The sequence below is a fragment of the Actinosynnema sp. NPDC059797 genome (assembly GCF_042732085.1).
GTDB lineage: Bacteria > Actinomycetota > Actinomycetes > Mycobacteriales > Pseudonocardiaceae > Actinosynnema.
This window is the reverse complement of the sequence record NZ_JBHWIE010000146.1, coordinates 1-17,555: the sequence shown is the minus strand read 5'-3', so window position 1 is coordinate 17,555 and position 17,555 is coordinate 1. Positions and strand designations below refer to the sequence as shown.

Annotated in this window: 14 protein-coding genes; 11 read left to right on the top strand and 3 right to left on the bottom strand. The window is 75.6% G+C overall.

The annotated features are described in order from the left end of the window. Positions 1-1,453 (top strand): PHA/PHB synthase family protein (locus ACFV4N_RS26540; RefSeq protein WP_499675318.1); only part of this gene is annotated, 1,453 nt, incomplete at its 5' end. After that, positions 1,450-2,556, top strand: coding sequence for a Leu/Phe/Val dehydrogenase (locus tag ACFV4N_RS26535; RefSeq protein ID WP_499675317.1), 1,107 nt, complete (start codon positions 1,450-1,452; stop codon positions 2,554-2,556). The genes ACFV4N_RS26540 and ACFV4N_RS26535, both read left to right, overlap by 4 nt. Positions 2,557-2,755: 199 nt before the next feature. Here the strand turns inward: ACFV4N_RS26535 and ACFV4N_RS26530 are convergent, their stop codons facing one another. Then, positions 2,756-3,868 (bottom strand): winged helix DNA-binding domain-containing protein, encoded by a 1,113-nt coding sequence (locus tag ACFV4N_RS26530; protein WP_499675316.1) that lies wholly within the window; start codon positions 3,866-3,868, stop codon positions 2,756-2,758. A gap of 208 nt (positions 3,869-4,076) precedes the next feature. Here ACFV4N_RS26530 and ACFV4N_RS26525 point away from each other — a divergent pair, with 208 nt between their 5' ends. The 6 genes from ACFV4N_RS26525 to ACFV4N_RS26500 all read left to right on the top strand — a co-directional run bounded on the left by ACFV4N_RS26525 (position 4,077) and on the right by ACFV4N_RS26500 (position 9,638). Continuing rightward, on the top strand, positions 4,077-4,640 hold the full coding sequence (locus tag ACFV4N_RS26525) for a beta-sandwich domain-containing protein (RefSeq protein ID WP_499675315.1): 564 nt from the start codon (positions 4,077-4,079) through the stop codon (positions 4,638-4,640). A gap of 166 nt (positions 4,641-4,806) precedes the next feature. Beyond that, positions 4,807-5,796, top strand: coding sequence for a BtrH N-terminal domain-containing protein (locus ACFV4N_RS26520; RefSeq protein WP_499675314.1), 990 nt, complete (start codon positions 4,807-4,809; stop codon positions 5,794-5,796). Then, on the top strand, positions 5,793-7,097 hold the full coding sequence (locus ACFV4N_RS26515) for a DegT/DnrJ/EryC1/StrS family aminotransferase (protein ID WP_499675313.1): 1,305 nt from the start codon (positions 5,793-5,795) through the stop codon (positions 7,095-7,097). The genes ACFV4N_RS26520 and ACFV4N_RS26515 overlap by 4 nt, the downstream gene beginning before the upstream one ends. Positions 7,098-7,313: 216 nt before the next feature. Beyond that, positions 7,314-7,601, top strand: coding sequence for an acyl carrier protein (locus ACFV4N_RS26510; RefSeq protein WP_499675312.1), 288 nt, complete (start codon positions 7,314-7,316; stop codon positions 7,599-7,601). A 1-nt stretch (position 7,602) separates the two neighbouring features. Next, positions 7,603-8,877 (top strand): cytochrome P450, encoded by a 1,275-nt coding sequence (locus ACFV4N_RS26505; RefSeq protein WP_499675311.1) that lies wholly within the window; start codon positions 7,603-7,605, stop codon positions 8,875-8,877. Further along, positions 8,874-9,638 (top strand): thioesterase II family protein, encoded by a 765-nt coding sequence (locus tag ACFV4N_RS26500; RefSeq protein ID WP_499675310.1) that lies wholly within the window; start codon positions 8,874-8,876, stop codon positions 9,636-9,638. The genes ACFV4N_RS26505 and ACFV4N_RS26500 overlap by 4 nt, the downstream gene beginning before the upstream one ends. 33 nt (positions 9,639-9,671) lie before the next feature. Here ACFV4N_RS26500 and ACFV4N_RS26495 read toward each other — a convergent pair whose 3' ends face one another. Continuing rightward, positions 9,672-13,628, bottom strand: a complete 3,957-nt coding sequence (locus ACFV4N_RS26495; RefSeq protein ID WP_499675309.1) for an SDR family NAD(P)-dependent oxidoreductase — start codon at positions 13,626-13,628, stop codon at positions 9,672-9,674. Between the two features lie 6 nt (positions 13,629-13,634). Continuing rightward, on the bottom strand, positions 13,635-14,432 hold the full coding sequence (locus tag ACFV4N_RS26490; RefSeq protein ID WP_499675308.1) for a thioesterase II family protein: 798 nt from the start codon (positions 14,430-14,432) through the stop codon (positions 13,635-13,637). Between the two features lie 193 nt (positions 14,433-14,625). Here ACFV4N_RS26490 and ACFV4N_RS26485 point away from each other — a divergent pair, with 193 nt between their 5' ends. The 3 genes from ACFV4N_RS26485 to ACFV4N_RS26475 all read left to right on the top strand — a co-directional run bounded on the left by ACFV4N_RS26485 (position 14,626) and on the right by ACFV4N_RS26475 (position 17,503). Beyond that, the gene (locus ACFV4N_RS26485) at positions 14,626-15,789 is read left to right on the top strand and encodes an acyl-CoA dehydrogenase family protein (RefSeq protein ID WP_499675307.1); all 1,164 of its coding nucleotides are present in this window, start codon (positions 14,626-14,628) and stop codon (positions 15,787-15,789) included. Between the two features lie 4 nt (positions 15,790-15,793). After that, on the top strand, positions 15,794-16,828 hold the full coding sequence (locus ACFV4N_RS26480; RefSeq protein WP_499675306.1) for an acyl-CoA dehydrogenase family protein: 1,035 nt from the start codon (positions 15,794-15,796) through the stop codon (positions 16,826-16,828). A 105-nt stretch (positions 16,829-16,933) separates the two neighbouring features. Beyond that, entirely contained in the window at positions 16,934-17,503 is a 570-nt protein-coding gene (locus ACFV4N_RS26475; RefSeq protein WP_499675305.1) for a GNAT family N-acetyltransferase, read from the top strand. Positions 17,504-17,555 lie beyond the last annotated feature (52 nt).

Genomic DNA, 17,555 nt, shown 5'->3' with positions numbered 1-17,555 from the left:
GCGCTCCCTGGTCCTGGCCGGGGCCGAGGCGCCGTTCGTGCCGGACCGGCACCGGTCGCGGGCGCGGTTCCTCGCGCAGGTCGTCGCCGAGGCGTCGGCGCCGGCGAACACCCTCCTCGGCAACCCGGAGGCGTTGCGGCGCGCCGCGACCACCCGCGGCGCGAGCCTCGTCCGCGGCGCGGGCAACCTGCTCGACGACCTGGCGCGCCGCCGGGGCCGCCCGACCAAGGTGCCGCCCGGCTCCTACCACCTGGGCCGGGACCTGGCCGCCACGCCCGGCCGGGTCGTGCACCGCGACGACCTGGTGGAGGTGCTCCAGTACGAGCCGCGGACGGCCGAGGCGCACCGGGTGCCCCTGCTGTTCATCCCCGCCTGGGTGAACCGGTACTACGTCTTCGACCTGGCCCCGGGCCGGAGCCTCGTCGAGTGGGCGGTCCGGGCGGGCTTCACCGCGTTCGCCATCAGCCAGCGCACCCCGCTGCCCGCGCACGTCGACGTGGGGCTGGACGAGTACTTCCGGCGGGTCCCGCTGCGCGCCCTGGACGTCGTGCGCGACATCACCGGCTCCGACCGGGCGCACCTGGTCGGGGTGTGCGCGGGCGGGATGCTCGCCGCCGCCACGGCCGCCTGGCTCGCGGCCGGGGACGAACCGGGCGCGGCGTCGCTGACGTTGCTGGTGTCCGCCCTGGACCACTCCCGCCCGGACGACTCCCCACCGGAGGACGACCCGTGGTCGGAGGTCGGGATCAGGGCGCTGACCCGGCTGCTGTCCAACCGCGACGGACTGGTCGACGGCGGGCGGCTCGGCCTGCTGTTCGACCTGTTGCGCTCGCGGGACACGCTGTGGCAGCCCCTGATCTCGGGCTGGCTGCTGGGCGAGCGGCCGGCGCCCTTCGACATCTGGGCGTGGAGCGAGGACGGGGTGGACGTGCCGCGCCCCCTGTTCGAGCAGACGCTGCGCCTCGCCTCGGACAACGCGCTGGCCCTCGGCCGGCTGCGGATCGCGGGGCGGGCGCTCGACCTCGCCGCCGCCGGCCAGGACGCCTTCGTGGTGGCCGCCGCCCGGGACCACATCATCCCCTGGGAGGCGGTGTACCGCGGGGCGCGGCTGCTCGGCGGCGACGTCGCGTTCCACCTGGTGCCCTCGGGTCACGTGGGCGGCATCGTCAACCCGCCGCGGGCCGGCGCCTCCCACCGGACCGGCCCCGGCGGGCTGCCCGCCGACCCCGCGGCGTGGGAGGCGGGCTCGACGACGCGACCGGAGTCCTGGTGGGCGGCGTGGACCCGGTGGCTCGCACCCCGCTCCGGTCCCCTCGTGCCGAGCCGGGCGCCGGGCAGCGCCCGGCACCCCGCCGGAGCACCCGCGCCGGGCGACCACGTGCGGTCGCACCGGCCCACCACCCCCGACCCGCGCCACGACCGAAGGCCGTCCCGGCCGAGGAGGAACAGATGAGCACGTTCACCCACCGCGCGCCGCTCGCCGCGCTCGCCCCGGAGTCCTTCGAGCACGAGCAGGTCGTGCTGTGCCAGGACCCGGCCTCGGGCCTGCGCGCCGTCATCGCCATCCACTCCACCGCCGCGGGACCCGCCCTGGGCGGCACCCGCTTCCGCGCCTACGCCGACGACGAGGGCGCGGTCAAGGACGCGCTGGTCCTGTCGCGCGGCATGTCGTACAAGAACGCGATGGCCGGGCTCGACTTCGGCGGCGGCAAGGCCGTCATCATCGGGGACCCGGCCCGGGACAAGACCGAGGAGCTGCTGCTGGCCTTCGGCCGCGCGGTGACCGCCCTGGGCGGCCGGTACCTGACCGGTTTCGACCTGGGCACCGACGCGCGGGACATGGAGGTGGTGTCCCGCGCGTGCCGGTGGACGGTGTGCCTCCCGCGAGGCGGGGGCGCGGAGGGGCACACGTCGAACTCCACGGCCCGCGGCGTGCTCCAGGGCATGAGGGCCGCCGCGCGGCACCGCTGGGGCGCCGCGTCGCTCCGCGGTCGCACCGTCGGCGTCGCCGGGCTGGGGAAGGTCGGCGTCGAACTGGTGGCCCTCCTGGCCCGGGAGGGCGCGCGGGTGGTGGTCACCGACGTGCTGGACGAGGCGGTGCGCCGCGTCGTGGAGGAGTTCCCCCAGGTCGTCGTGGTGCCGGACACCGACGCCCTGATCCGGTTCGGGGGCTTGGACGTCTACGCGCCCTGCGCCGTGGGCGGCGTCCTGACCGAGGACGTCGCGCCCGTGCTGACCGCGGAGGTCGTGTGCGGGGCGGCCAACGCCCAACTGGCCCACCCGGACGTGGAACGGCGGTTCGCGGACCGCGGCGTGCTCTACGTACCCGACTACGTCGTCAACGCCGGTGGCGCGATCGACGCCGCCGGGGAGGCGCTCGGGCGCTCGCCCCGGGAGGGCGTCGCGCACGTCGAGAGGATCTTCGACACCACGCTGGAGGTCCTGGCGCGGGCGGAAGCGGACGGCGTCCTGCCCGGCGAGGCCGCCGACCGGATCGCCCGGCAGCGCATCGCCGTGGCCGAGGAGCGGAGGCGTCGACCGGCGGCCGACGCGTAGCCGACCCGGGAGTCCCCGGCCGGCGCGGAGCCGATCCGGGGACTCCGGCCGGCGCGTAGCCGGCCCGGGGATCCCGGCCGGCGCGGAGCCGCCACGAACGTCCTCCCGGCCGGCGCATAGCCGCCTCGGAGATCCCCCACCCCGTGCTCGGCCGCCCGTGCCGGCGTGCCCGACGCGGGGTGCGCGGTCCTCCGGGCGGCTACGACACCCGGACCTCCGGCACGGCGGTGCCGCGCGCCTTCGCGAGGTGCCCGGCCTCCGCCCGCAACGCGCTCATGGCGGGCTTCCGGGCGCCCGGGAACATCGTCACCACCACCGCGTCGTCCACCTGCTCCCACACGCCCTTGATCCGACCGCCGACCACCACGATCGGCGCGATCCAGCCGGCCGCCCGGCTCACCTTCGCGCGGTGCTCGGGCGCGAGGACCTGCGGGTCGCTCGTGCCCGGCCCCAGCACGTACTGGTCGAAGGCGCCGAGCAGCCGCACCGACCTGCTCGGCTCCATCCCGGCCAGCTCGTCCACGTGCTCGGACAGGGCGAAGGCCTCCTGCCCCTCGACGTCGACCTTGGTGAGCCTGTCCCCCATGTCGGCGAACCACCGGCGCAGCGGCGTCTTCCGCAGCGCGCCCCGCATCAGCCAGGCGTTGAACGCGTCCGGGGTCGCCGGGCCGTAGGCGCCCAGGTACGCCGCGATCGCGCGGGGCGCGGCCTCGTCCGGGTCGGGGACGCCCTTCCAGCCGGGGACCAGGTCGCCCGGCCGGGCGAAGGTGACCTTGTTGCCCTGGCTCGGGCCGTGGCAGAGCGCGCCCTGCCACGCGAGCGGCTTGAGCAGCGCGCCCCAGCCGGACCGCAACTGGGCCTCCATCTTGGCCAACCCGGCGTCCGCCGCGACGGCGGCGACCAGCTCGTCCCGGGTGAGCACCCGGCCCTCCAGCGCCGACGAGACCGCGTCCACCAGCGCGTCGACCTCCGCCGGGGTCGCGCCGAACTCCCGCTGCCACGGCGGCGAGTGCCACGTGCGGGCGGACGCGATGAGCGACAGGAAGTCCCCGGCCTCGTCGCCCTTGAGCAGGTGCAGGGTGCCGCGCATCGCCCAGGTCTTGAGCAGCACCCGGTCGGCGAGGCCGCCCTCGATGTCCTCGGACCTCGGCTCCGCCTGGCGCAGCAGCGCGGTGAGCGCCGCCGACGACTTCACCTGGGCCTGCACGCCGCACAGCCGGCTGACGACCTCCGCGCCGGGCGCGTCGGTCCGCGGCTCCAGGAACTGCCTCCGCAAGCGCCAGGCACGGACCTGGTCCCAGGTGATCGTCACACGCCCTCCCTCGTCCCGCGGTCGACAGGGTAGCGAAGCGGACCTTCTCTCGATCACCGACCGCGATCACCCCGGAACCGTGGACATCCGACGCCACCGGTCGAATACTTGCCACCCGGAAATGCGTTTTCCGATAACCGTTCGAACGCATTTCCGAGGCATTGGACCACCTGACCCGAAAAGAGTCAAGATGATGCGACACCTACCGGTGGAAGTGAAGCGCGCGCACACCACGGCCCCGGTCGACCTGGCGGCGCACGTGAACAACACCGCTTTCACGACCCGCCGGGACCCGCACCCCGGCCGGCTGAACGTGTGGGGCAACAGCCTGCCGGCCGACGCCCTCCCGGGCCGCGCCCTGCTCGCCGGCGGCATCCCGTTCGAGCTGCCGGAACCCGGCTCGGGCCCGGACAACGTCCGCTGCGGCGGCCAACTGGTGCGGCTGCCGCCGACCAGGGCGGACTGGCTGCACCTGCTGGCCACGTCCGAGCGCCGCTGCGAGGAGGCGGTGATGGTGCACTACGCGTCGGGCGCGGTGGACCCCGAGTGGCTCCGGGTCTCGGACTTCTGGCCCTCGCACGCGCACTTCGGCGAGGTGGAGGCGCTGCGCTCGACGGCGATGCACTACCCGCACCACCGCCAGGAGGACCTGGGCGGGCGGCTGTGGGCGGTGCGCGTCCCGGTTCCCCGGCGGGAGCCGGTGCGCGCCCTGAGGCTGCCCGACAACCCCGCGCTGCACGTCTTCGCGATCACCGTGGAGACGGTCCACTGACCTCCGGGGAGAACGGGCCCGCGCGGCGCGGGAATGTCCAACCGCCCGTTCCGGGCAGTTGAACACCGCCGGGGCCGCGCTTGCCGCCCGCACGCCCCCTGCTTAGCATCGAAATCCAAATCCGGCCGGCACGCTGGAAATCGTCGCCTTCACCCGGGAGAATTCGATGACCACCAGCGCGGCCGTCTCGTTCCTCCCCTGGTACGACGACCTGTGCAGTTGCCTGCAAATGGACGTCGGCCTCGTGCTGGAGCACGCGGGCTGGGACCCCGTGCAGGCGCTGGGCAGCGGCTGGCGGTTCACCGCGCCCACCGGTCCGGTCGAGTCGGTCGAGTACTTCCACCCGGCGGGCGACCGGCTCGGCGACCACTTCTGCCTGCACCACCCGGTGACGCTGCGCTGGCACGGCCCGGCCGACGAGGCGGAGGCGCACCGGGACGTCGTGGCGGCGCTGGCCGACGGCCTGCACCCCGTCGTCGCGGTGAACAACTACCACCTGCCGTTCCGGCCCGCCTACCACGACGTGCACGCGGCCCACCTCGTCGTGGTGACCGACTACGACGAGCGGGGCGACGCGTACCGGGTCGCCGACCCCATGCCGCCCGCCTTCCGCGGCGAACTCGACCGCGCCGTGCTCGCCGAGGCGCGCAGCTCGATCAGCATCGACGACGACAGCGACCCGTTCTTCGCGGGCGACCCGCCCGCGTGGCGGTGGCTGGAGGTCCGCCGGGACGGGCCGCAACCCGAACTGGACCCGGCGTGGCTGCGGGAGGTCGTGCGCGACAACGTGGCGGCGATGCGCGATCCCGCGCAGGGCCCCGCGCTCCTGGCGCGAATGCTGGAGGAGCTGCCGGACCGGGTGCGCCGCGACGGTGACCGCGCCCTGCGGGAGGTCTACGTGCTCGGCTGGCCCGCGCAGGCCGAGGCGAGCCTCCACAGCACCTTCCTGCACCTGGCCGGCCTGCGCCTGGACCGGCCCGACGTGGTCGAGGCCGCGCGGTGGGTCGACCTGGTCGCGCACGGCTGGACCGGGTTGCGGGTCTCGGCCGCGCACGGGTGCGACGTGGCGCGGGTGACCGCGCTGGGCGCCGGGCTGCTGGGGCGCTGGGAGCAGTGCCTGCGGCGCCTGGAGGGCGTGCTGGGAGGGCGGTCGTGAGCAGGCTCGCGATGCTCGGCGGGCCGCGCGCGGTGCCGGACGGCGCGGACCGCGACGCGGCGACCGGGTGGCCGGTGGTCACGCCGGAGGACGAGCGGGCGGTGCTGCGGGTGCTGCGCGGCGGCCGGCTGACGGCGTCCGCGGCCGGCGAGGTCGAGGTCGCCGCGCTGGAGCGGGAGTGGGCGGAGTACGTCGGCGTCGCGCACTGCGTGGCCGTCGGCTCCGGGACCGCGGCGCTCCAGGTGGCGCTCGCCGCCGCCGGCGTCGGCGCGGGTGACGAGGTCGTCGTGCCGGCCCTGACCATGAACGCGACCGCGCACGCGGTGCGGCAGTGCGGCGCCGAGCCGGTGTTCGCCGACGTCGACGCCGACACCTTCACGCTGGACCCGGGCCGGGTGGCCGAGGCGCTGACCGACCGCACCGCGGCCCTGCTGCCCGTCCACCTGCACGGCCTGCCCGCCGACATGGACGAACTCGGCGCCGCCGCGGAGGCCCGCGGCCTGGTCGTCGTGGAGGACGCGGCCCAGGCGCACGGTGCCACCTACCGCGGCAGGCGCGCCGGCGCCCTCGGCTGGGCCGGCTGCTTCAGCCTGCACCCCAGCAAGAACCTGCCGACGTGCGGCGAGGGCGGCCTGATCACGACCGATTCGGACGAGCTGCGCCGGGCCGCGCTGGCGCTGCGGAACTTCGGCGAGCGCGAACCGGTGCGCACCAGGACCTACGTCGCGCACGGACCGGGCGGCAACGCCAGGCTCGGCCCGGTGCAGGCGGCCTTCGCGCGCTCCCAGCTGGCGCGGCTGCCGTCCTGCGCCGAGGACCGGGACAAGGCCGTCACCGACGTGCTCGCCCGGCTCGCGGCGCTGCCGGGGCTCCGGGTGCCCCGCGTGCCCCCGGACCGCTCCCACGCGTGGCACATCCTCCGGCTGCGCGTGGTGCCGGAGGAACTGGGCCTCGACGGGGTCGGGCCGGCCGCGGTCCGCGCGGCCCTGCACCGCGCCCTGCGCGCCGAGGGCGTCCCGGTGTCCCGGTACCAGGTGGCGCCGCTGCCCGCCCACCCCGCGTTCCGCGCGCCGGGCGCCGACCTCGACGACATCGCCGACCGGTTCCCGGTCAGCTGCCACACCGTCGACAGCACCCTGTGCCTCCAGCGGCGGCACCTCAACCCCGCCGCGGGCCCGGTGCTCGCCGCCTACGCCGACGGGGTCGAGAAGGTCTGGGACCACCTGGACGTGGTCCGCGCCGTCGCCGCGGCGAGCCCCGGTCGCGGTTGGCGGGAGGACGTCGAGGGCGGTGGACGATGACCGCGGGCCCCGCGCCGTCGACGCCACGGCCAACACCACCGCCCACGGCACCACCGCCCACGACACCGCCACCTATGGCACCGCCACCCACGGCACCGCCTCGCGGTCCGCTCCCCTCCCCCCACCTCCTCCGCACCGCCTCCCGCGGTGACGTCGTCGACCGGCGCGACCGCGTCGGTCGCCACCCGATCCGCAAGTCGCAAGGGGTGAAACCGAATGCACTCAGCCTCAAGCACCGCCGCCCGCCGGGAAGACGACGAGGAGGGCGCGAGGAAGCAGGTCGCCGGGTTCTACGGCCGCGTGCTGGGCGTCGCCGACGTGGGCGACGACGACGACTTCTTCGTGCTGGGCGGCACGTCGCTGTCGGCGATGACGCTGCTCGACGCCATCGAGGAGGAACTCGGCGTCCGCCTGCCCGTCCGCGTCCTGTACCGGGCCTCGGGAGTGGCCGAGCTGGCCCGCGAGGTGGACTCCCGGTTGGCCGAACTCCGGCGGGGGGCGTGACGTGCGGATCACCCGGCCACCGTTCGGACCGCTGGAGTTCAGGCCCGCCGACGTGCTCGACGGGCGGTTCTACGCGACCGGCGACCCCCACGCCCTGTGGGCGCACCTGCGCGACCACGACCCCGCCCACCGCGTCGACCCGGCCGACGGCCGCGAGCCGTTCTGGGTGGTGACCCGGCACGAGGACGTCTCCCGGGTGCTGCGCGAGCACGAGACGTTCACGTCCCGGCGCGGCACCATGCTGTGCATCATCGACCTGAACATGCCGGACTTCGCGTCCGACGAGATGATGCCCGACACCGACCCGCCCCGGCACCGGCAGCTCCGGGAGCCGGTCAACCGCGCGCTCACGCCCCGCGCGATCGCCGCGCAGGAGGAGCCGATCCGCCGGATCGTGCGCGAGCTGCTGGAACCGGCGCTCGACGGCGGGGTCTTCGACATCGCCCGGGCCGCGCTGCTGTTCCCGATGGCGTTCACCGGGACGCTGATGGGCCTGCCGCGCGAGAACTGGCGGCGGATGTCGCACCTGACCACGATGACCATCGCCTACGACGACCCGGACTACTCCGTCGGCGAGTCGAAGGCCACCCTCCGCCAGGCGCACCACGAGCTGTTCGCGTTCTTCCGCGACGAGGTCCGGCGGCGGCAGGCGACCGACCACGAGGCGGGCGACCTGATCGGCATCCTGCGGTCGATGGACTACGACGACGAGCCGCTGACCGAGCAGCAGCTGATGCTGAACTGCTACGCGCTGCTGCTCGGCGCGAACGTCACCACCCCGCACGTGGTGTCCACCCTGGTGCAGAAGATGGCCGAGCACCCGGAGGAGTACCGCGCGGCCCGCGAGTCGCCGGACCTGCGGCGGCCGCTGGTGCAGGAGGCGCTGCGCTGGGCCTCGCCGGCCAGCCACTTCATGCGGTACGCGCTGCGGGACGTCGAGCTGCACGGCAGGACCGTCCACGAGGGCGAGCCGGTGAGCGTGTGGCTCGGCTCGGCCAACCGGGACGAGCGGGTCTTCGACCGGCCCTACGAGTTCGACGCGACCCGCAAGGCCAACAAGCACGTCGCGTTCGGGGTCGGGCCGCACTACTGCATCGGCGCCGGCCTGGCCAACCTCGGCCTGCGGCTGTTCCTCGACGAGCTGCTGGAGACCGTGGGGGCCGTGGAACCCGCGGGCGAGGTGGTCCACCTGGTGTCCAACCAGGTCGCCGGGTACAAGAGCATGCCGGTGCGGCTGACCGCGCGGGCCGGCGCCGCCCGGAGGTCGATCGCATGACCGGCCCGCGGCCGTTCCCCCCGGACGTCGCGGCCGGAGCCTGGTTCGACGACCGGTTCCGCCTCGCCGGCGCGACCGCGAGCCTCTACTGCTTCCCGTTCGCGGGCGGCACGTCGTCCTTCTACTCGTCGTGGTCGGGCTCCTTCACCGACGAGGTCGAGCTGGTGCCCGTCCAGCTGCCCGCGCGGGGCGTGCGGATGTCGGAGCCGCCCGCGACCGACATCAGGGCCATGGCCGCCGAGGTCGCGGCGACGATCGCGGCCTCGGCCACCCGGCCGCTGCTGTTCGGCCACAGCATGGGCGCGATCACCGCGTTCGAGGTCGCCAGGGCGCTGCGGGACCTGGGCAGGCCCGCCGCGCACCTGTTCGTCAGCGGTCGCCCGGCGCCGCCCATCCCCCTGCCCCGGTCGGTCGTGTCCGACCTGCCGCGCGACGCGTTCCTCCGGGTGCTGCGCGACTACGGCGCCCTCTCGGAGGAGATCCTCGGCCACGACGAGCTGCTCGACGTGCTGCTGCCGATGATCCGGTCGGACTTCGCGCTGATCGAGCGGTACGAGTACGTGCCCGGCCCGCCGCTGGACTGCCCGATCCTCGGCTGGTGCGGGGACGACGACCCGGACGGCAGCGCCGAGGACATGCGGGGCTGGGGCCGGCTGACCACCGGGGCGTTCACGCTGGTGGAGCGGCCCGGCGGGCACTTCTTCATCACCGACCACCGCGACGAGGTCATCGACATGGTCAAACGGGCCGCGCGGGGCTGAACCCGCGCGGCCCCCGGTCCTCCGCTCCCCCCGTCAGGCCGCCGGCGTCCCGTCGATCGCGGCGGCCAGCTCCCGGACGGTCGGGTGCTCGTACAGCATCGGCACCGGCAGGGCGCGGCCGAACCGCTCGCTCAGCGCGCCCGCCACCTGCATCGCCTTGATCGAGTCGCCGCCGAGCCCGAAGACCGAGTCGTCCCGGCCCACCCGCCCCTGCGCCAGGTGCTCGCCGAAGACCCCGGCCACGGCGACCTCCGTCGGCCCCTCCGGCGCGGCGTAGCGCGACACCCGCCGCTCGCTGTCGCGGTGGGCGAGGACCCGGACCACGTCGGGCGCGCCGGTCGCGTCCCGCGGGATCCGCGGCAGCACCATCACCTGCACCAGGTCGCCGTGCTCGGCGAGCGCGTTCGCCACGTCCGCGCGGACGGCCTCCGGGTCGGCCGACCCGTCGGGCACGACGGCGACCACGGTGCTGCCACCCTCGAACTGGTCGGCCGCGAGGTGCGGCTTCACGTGGGTGTTGCGCGCGTCGGCCCCGATGATGACGTACGGGTGGGGCTGGTTCAGCGCGGACAGCAGCAGGGCGAGCCCGTCCGAGGGGTCGATCAGGCGCAGGCCGCGCCGCCGCGCCGCCGCGGCGAGCGGACTGCCGGTGCTCATGCCCACGCCCTCCCACATGCTCCACGCCAGGCAGCGGACGTAATGGCCGCGCGCCGCCCACCGGTGCGCGTAGCCGTCCAGCGCGGCGTTGGCGGCGGCGTAGGCGCCGAACGCGCTGCCGCCGAAGAACCCGTTGGCCGAGGAGAACAGCACGGCCCCCGTGCCGGGGCGCGCGTCGAGCAGCGATTCGACCGCCGCGCCGCCCGCGACCTTGCAGTGCAGCATGGTCCGCAGCCACGGGACGGTCTCCCGGGCGATCTCGTGGGAGGCCAGGTCCGTCCACTGGGGAGCGGCCGACGCGCCCGCGACGTGGACCACCAGGTCGAGCCGCCGCCCCCACCGCCGCTCGGCCTCGGCCACCGCGGCGCCCAGCGCGTCGGCGTCGGCGACGTCCGCGGCGGCGTACCGCACGTCGCCGAGGTCGCGCAGGTCGGCCAGGACGGTGTCGGCGCCGGTGCGGCCCAGTTCCGCCTCCGGCGTGCGGCCGGTGATCAGCAGCCGGGCGCCCGCGCTCGCCAGCAGGTACTCGGAGACGATGCGGCCCAGCCCGCCGAGGCCGCCGACGACCAGGCAGGCGCCGCCCGGCGGCAGGGCCTCCCGGGGCACGCCGAGGTCGTCGGCGCGGTCGACGAGCCGCAGCCTCGGCGCGTGGCCGGCGCCGCGCCGGACGCCGACCAGGTCGGACCCGTACCGCGCCAGCGCCCACCGCGCGGCCTCGGCGTCGTCCGCGCCCGGCGGCACGTCGACCAGCCGGGCGGAGGCGACGGCGCCCTCGGCGGCGGCGCTGCGGACCATCGCGGTCAGCGCCACGCGGCCCGCCCGGACCTCGTCGTCGGGGTCCACGCCGAGCGCGTGCCGGGTCAGGACCGTGACGTCGGCGCCGGGGACCGCCCGGGACAGCGCGGCGAGGCAGACCATCAGGCCCGCCACCGGCGCGTCGGGGTCAGCCAGGTCGGGGTTGGCCAGGTCGAGGTCGACAGGGTCGTCGGCCGGGTCGGCGTCGGCAGGGCCGGGGTCGGCAGGGCCGGGGTCGGCAGGGCCGGCGGCCAGGTCGGCGTCGGCAGGGCCGGGGTCGGCAGGGCCGGCGGCCGGGTCGGCGTCGGCCGCGCTGCTCGCCCAGGCGTGCACCACGCGGCCCGGCACGCCGAGGTCGCGGACCAGGTGCGCCAGCGCCCGGTCGTGCTGCGCGGCGTCGAGCGGGTCGACCTCCACCCGGCACGGCCCGACGACGCGGAACGCCTCCCCCGCCGTGACGACGCCGAGGCGCGCGTCCTGGAGCAGGCGGGCCAGGTGCTCCTCCAGCGCGCCGCCGGGGGGCGCGTAGAGCAGGACCGGCCGGTCATCGGCGACCGGCGGCGCGGTCTCGACGGGTTCCCAGACGCGGCTGAGCAGCCGGTCGTCGTCCGGTCCGCGACCCGTGCCCCGGTCGTGCTCCCGGCCGTCGAACCGGCCGTCCCGGTAGGCGTCCAGCAGTTGGTTGCGCTGGATCTTGCCGCTGGCCGTCCTGGGGAACTCGGCCGCCGTCACGGGCACGATCGCCTTCGGCCGCATCGCCAGCTCGCGGGACACCGCCTGCCGGATGGCCGCGACCGTGCCGTCCAGGTCGCCGCCGCCGTCCTCGGCGGGCACGAAGAACACCAGCACCGCGTCGGTGCCGGTCTCCTCGTCGTGGACGCCGCACGCGGCCGCGCACGCCGGCCGCACCCCGGCGACCTGCTCGACCACGGCCTCGATGTCCGAGGCCGGGTAGTTCGCGCCGTTGACGATCACCAGGTCCTTCTCGCGGCCGGTGAGCGCCAGCCCGCCGTCGCGGAGGAACGCGAGGTCGCCGGTGTCGAACCACCCGTCGCCGACGAAGGCCCGGTTCGCCTCGTCGTTGCGGAAGTAGCCCAGCATCAGGGTGTTCCCGGCGACGTGCAGCCGGCCCACGCGCCCCTCGGGCAGCACCTCGCCCGCCTCGTCGACGACTCGCAGGGACACGCCCGGCAGCGGCGGGCCGACCTCGGTGAGCACGACCGAGCGCGGCGTGCCGTGCGGCACCACGACCAGTTGGCCGTCCAGGGAACCGGGGTCCAGCGAGACCGTGCCCACCGACGGGTCGTGCGCGTGCATCTTCGCGTAGGTGACGCCGGAACCGGTCTCCGACATGCCCCAGCCGGGCGTCATCGCGTCGACCGGGAGGCCGTGGGGCGTCAGCAGCTCCAGGAACCGGTGCGCGGTGCGCGCCACCACCGCCTCGCCCGCGTTGAAGACGTGGCGCATGCTCGACAGGTCCCAGCTGCCCGCCTCGATCTCGGCGCCGTGCTTGTTCACCAGGGCGTAGGCGAAGTTGGGCGCCCAGCAGTTGGTGGCGCGGAACCGGTCGATCCAGTCCAGCAGCGCCAACGGGCGCCGGATGAAGGCCTCGGTGGGCGCGTTGACGTGCTCGCAGCGCAGCAGGACGTCCCGCGCGTTGGACATCACGATGCCGCCGACGTGGTCCAGCGGGAAGAAGTTGAGCGTCACCTCGTGCTCGGTGAAGCCGTTCACCAGGGCGGAGGTGTAGCTGCGGGCGACGATCGAGCGGTTGGCGTGCCGCACGCACTTCGGGGTGCCGGTGCTGCCGGAGGTGAGCAGGTTGAGCACCGGCTGGTCGGGGTGTGCGGTGGCCGGTTCGGCGGGCGTGCCCGAGGTCAGCTCGGCGAGCGAGGCCACCCTCGGCCCCTCGTCCGGCGCCCACAGCCGGCCGAGGCCGGCGACCCGCTCGCGCAGGTCGGTGTCGGTGAGGATCAGCGGCCGGTCGAGCAGGTGCCACGCGGCGCGCAGCTTGCGCGTGACGGCGTTGTCCGACCGGTAGTCGGGCGCGGGTCCGACCGGGGTCGGCAGGAAGCCGCCGAGCACGCACGCCCAGAAGCCGGTGACGAACGCGCGGGGGTCCGCGCACTGCAACAGCACCGCGTCGCCCGGCCGCAGCCCGGCGTCGCGGAGCCCGGTGAGGGCGCGGAGGGCTTCGTCCAGCAACTGCGCGTAGGTCTGCCGGTCGGTGGACCCGTCGTGGAACACGTAGGTCGTGCCCCGCCCGGGCACCAGCTCGGCGGCCTTCAGCAGGCCCTCCGCCAGCGTGCCCACGGCGTCCTCCGGGTACACCGGTTCCGGTCCGGTGCTCAGCGCCGGGCGGTCGCCGGGCACCGGGACGCCCGCCGTCGGCGCCTGCTCCGCGGGCGGGCCGGCGGGCGCGGCGGCGGACCGCACGCGGCGGTCGGCCACCGCCGCGGCCTCCGCCACCCCGCGCACCCCCCTGGCGAGCCGGCCGAGCGCCGCCAGGTCCGGAGCCCGCGTTCCCCTGTCCACCATCGGTCCTCACTCTCCCAACGTCGCCCGGGCGAGCACCCGGGCGGTGCTGTCCGCCAGGCGGTTGATGAAGTAGTGGTCGCCGTCGACCTCGTGGTGGTCCCAGCCGCCCGTGGTGTGCTCCCGCCACGGCTCGCACAGCTCGGGGCGGACCACCTCGTCGTCCCGGCCGCGGAGGGTCGTCACCGGGCAGGGCAGCGCCCGCCGCCGGTGGCGGTGCTCGTAGCGCTCCCACAGCGTGAAGTCCGACCGGATCACCGGCAGCAGGAACGACAGCAGCTCGGCGTTGGCCAGCACCGCGTCGGGCAGCCCGCCGCGCTGCCGCACCACGTCCAGCAGGCGGTCGTCCGGCAGTTCGTGCAGCGGCGGGCCGGGCGGCGGGAGGTGCGGCGCGGGCTGGGCGGCCGCGATCAGCCGCCGCGGCCACAGCCCGAACCGCCCGCCCATCTCCAGCGCGACCTCGTAGGCCAGCAGCGCGCCCGCGCAGTGCCCGTACAGGACGTAGTCCGCGGTGCAGAACGGGCGCAGCGCGATGGCGGCGGCCCGCACCAGCCCGCGGAGGCGCTCGGGCGGGTCCTCCCGCGACCGGTCCTCGCGGCCGGGCGGTTGCAGCGCCAGGACCTCGATCGAGTCGGGCAGCCGGTCCGCCAGCGACCGGTACACCGACGCGCCGCCGCCGCCGTAGGGCACGCAGACCAGCCGCACCGCCGGCGAGGGCCGGGTCGACCGCCGGACCCACAGCGAGTCGGCGGTGAACGCCGCGCGCGTCACCGGGGCGTCCCGGTCGGGCCGGCGGAACGGGACCACGGCGTCGCCGGCCGGTCGGCGGCGCGCCGGCGCGATCCGTCCTTCGGGTTCATGTCACTCCCGCGAAAACACGCGCCACTGCGCGAAGAATGTCCGCGCCGCACAATGCGGAGCAGTTCCAGAACGGCTACCGGGAGTTCCCCGGCTTCTGGCACAGTAGTGCGGACGCCAAATCTGGACAAGGATCACACCAATGGACTTCAGCGTACCCGGAAGCACCGCCGAGTTCCGGCGGGAACTGAGCGCGATCCTCTCCGCGCCGGAGACCCGGCGCCTGGTGAACGAGGTCGGGAAAAGGGCGGACGGCATGGACGGTGACGTCCGCGACCTCTACCGGCACCTGGGACGGGCGGGTATCCTCGCACCGTCCTGGCCGGTCGAGCACGGTGGCCGGGGCGGCGACCACACCGAAACGGTCGTGCTGCTCGAAGAGTTGATCCGGCACGGCGTGCCGCAGAGCCTCTACTACATATCCGTGCAGATCATCGGATCACTGGTCCAACAATCCGGCACCGCCGAACAAAAACGCGAACTGCTGCCCCGGCTCGCTTCCGGCGACTTGACGGCGTGCATTTTGTTCACCGAACCCGAGCACGGTTCCGACCTGGCCGGCGTGACCACGCGCGCCGAGCGGGAACCGGACGGCCCGGGATGGGTGATCAACGGGCGGAAGACCTACAACCTGAAGAGCGCGTACGCCGACATCGCGCTGTGCGCGGTCCGGACCGGCGGCGGGCACAGCCGCTACGAGGGCATCACGCTGTTCGTCGTCCCGATGGACGCGCCCGGGGTGTCCGTGCGCGGGCTGCCGAGCCTCGCCGACGAGCAGTTCCACGACATCCACCTGACCGACGTGCGGGTGGGGCCCGAGGCGGTCTTCGGCGCCGAGGGCGGCGGCTGGTCGCTGATCACGCGCATGTTCGCCGCCGAGCGCAGCGGCCTGGACTACTACGTCCGGGCTCGGCACTGGCTGGAGCTGGCCGCGGCCGGGCTCGCCGAACGCGGCCGGCCCGCCGACGACGACCTGGTGGGCCTGGCGCGCCACCGGGCGCGGCTGGACGCGAGCAGGCTCCTGACCTGCCGCGCGATGCAGAACCTCGCCGAGGACCGGCCCGACATCGGCCACGCCTCGCTGGCCAAGTGGCACTGCAGCGAGACCGCGCAGGCGATCTCCTGGTGGTCGCTGGAGGCGTTGGGCGCGTCGGTGCTCGACCCGGAGGCCGAGGGCGACGCCGCGTTGGAGGTCGCGTACCGCGAGGCGCCCGGCATGACGATCTCCGGCGGGGCCTCGGAGGTCCTGCTCGACATCGTCACGGGCGCCCGGTTGCTGGAGGACGTCGAGACGGGGAGCAGGTAGACCGATGGACCTTCGCATCGACCCGGTGCAGGAGCAGCTGGCCGACGCGGTGGACGCCGCGCTGGGCCGGAGCACCGACGTGCACGCCGAGCTGGCCGCGGTCGGCGTCCCCGAGCTGGGCCTGCCCGAGCGCCTCGGCGGTTTCGGGCTCGGCCTGAGCGCGGACGTCGTCGTCAACCACCGGCTCGGCCGGAACCTCCAGCCGCTGCCCGCGCACCGCGAGACCGTGTTCGCGCTGGAGCTGCTGCCGGACGGCGCGGCGCCGGAGCCCTTCCTGGAACGGGTGCTCAAGGGCGCCGCGCACGCGACGACCATCGGCGTGCACACCACGCCGACGCTGCGCGCCGACCACGAGGGCGCCATCTGGGGCGACAGCGAGCACCTGCCGGCGGGCGACCTCGCCCTGGCGGTGCTGCGGGCGGTGGCGCCGGGCGGCGACACCCGCTGGTACCGCGTCCCCCTCGGAGGGGCCGCCGCGGTGTCGCGCGACAGCGCGCTGCTGGGCGTCGCCGGGCAGCGCGTCCACTTCACCGGCGCGCCGGCCACGCCGGTCGAGGTGGACGACGGCCGGTGGCGCACCGCCCTCGACGCGGCCCGCACCCGGCAGGCCGCGGTGCTGCTCGGCATCGCCGAGCACGCGCTCGACACGGCCCGCTCGCACGTCAACAAGCGCATCCAGTTCGACGAACCGCTGGTGCGGCGCCAAACCGTCGCGCACCGGCTCGCCCGGCTCGTCGGCCTCGCGGACGGCTGGTGGCTGCTGCTGCACCAGGCGGCGTGGCGGCACGACCGCGGGGTGGACTGCGCCGCGGACGCCGCGCAGGTGCTGGCGACCGCCGCCGAGCACGCGCTGCTGTCGACGCGGCTGGCGTTGCAGCTGCACGGCGTGCGGGGGATGCTCGCGCACTCCGCCGCGGCCACCGCGTACCGGCTCGCCTCGGTCGAGGCGACCCGGATGGGCCCGGTGGGCCGGTTGTGGCGCGAGGCGGGCGCCGCCCACCTCGCCGCGCCGCACGCGGCCCCCGGCCTCGGGGAGTGAACACCGGGGCGGCGGTCGGGAGAAGGGCCGAGGTCTCGGATCCCCTTCTCCCGCGCCACTTCGCGCTCCTGGGCGTAACCGGTCTCCCGGAGTACGGTGCCGCGCGTGAGCGCATCGATCCGACCGGCCACGTCCTTCGCCGACCTCGCCGTGATCCTCGGCCCCAAGAAGCCGGACGCCACCGTGTGCTGGTGCCTCAGCCACCGCGTCGACGCCAAGACCAACAAGGCGCTCGTCGGGCCCGAGCGCGGCGAGTACGTGAAGAAGCTGACCAGGCGCAAGGTCGCGCCGGGGGTCCTCGCCTACGACGGTGACGACGTCGTGGGCTGGGCGGCGGTCGCGCCGCGCGCGGACCTGCCGTTCGCGCGGTCGCGCAAGATCCCGCACGTCGACGACCGGCCGGCCTGGTCGGTGTGGTGCTTCCGGGTCCGGCCCGGGCACCGCGGCCGCGGCATCGCCCACGCGCTGCTGGAGGGCGCCGTCGACTTCGCCCGGGAGCACGGCGCGCCGGTCCTGGAGGGCTACCCCGTGGACAACAAGGGCGACAAGGTCGACCTGACGCTCGCCTACGTCGGCACCCGCAAGCTGTTCGAGTCCGCCGGGTTCTCCTTCGCCGGCGACACCACGGCGTCGTCCGGCGGGTTCCCGCGCGTGATCATGCGCCGGGAGCTCTGACACCGGGATCCCGGCGCGCGGGAGCCCGGCGGGGTGGACTGCCGCCCGTCCC

What these genes read in the sequence shown, in the direction of transcription:
- ACFV4N_RS26535 (WP_499675317.1), top strand. Translation starts at nt 1,450, where the DNA reads ATGAGCACGTTCACCCACCGCGCGCCGCTCGCCGCGCTCGCCCCGGAG.
- ACFV4N_RS26520 (WP_499675314.1), top strand. Translation starts at nt 4,807, where the DNA reads ATGACCACCAGCGCGGCCGTCTCGTTCCTCCCCTGGTACGACGACCTG.
- ACFV4N_RS26510 (WP_499675312.1), top strand. Translation starts at nt 7,314, where the DNA reads ATGCACTCAGCCTCAAGCACCGCCGCCCGCCGGGAAGACGACGAGGAG.
- ACFV4N_RS26500 (WP_499675310.1), top strand. Translation starts at nt 8,874, where the DNA reads ATGACCGGCCCGCGGCCGTTCCCCCCGGACGTCGCGGCCGGAGCCTGG.
- ACFV4N_RS26495 (WP_499675309.1), bottom strand. Translation starts at nt 13,628, where the DNA reads ATGGTGGACAGGGGAACGCGGGCTCCGGACCTGGCGGCGCTCGGCCGG.
- ACFV4N_RS26485 (WP_499675307.1), top strand. Translation starts at nt 14,626, where the DNA reads ATGGACTTCAGCGTACCCGGAAGCACCGCCGAGTTCCGGCGGGAACTG.
- ACFV4N_RS26480 (WP_499675306.1), top strand. Translation starts at nt 15,794, where the DNA reads ATGGACCTTCGCATCGACCCGGTGCAGGAGCAGCTGGCCGACGCGGTG.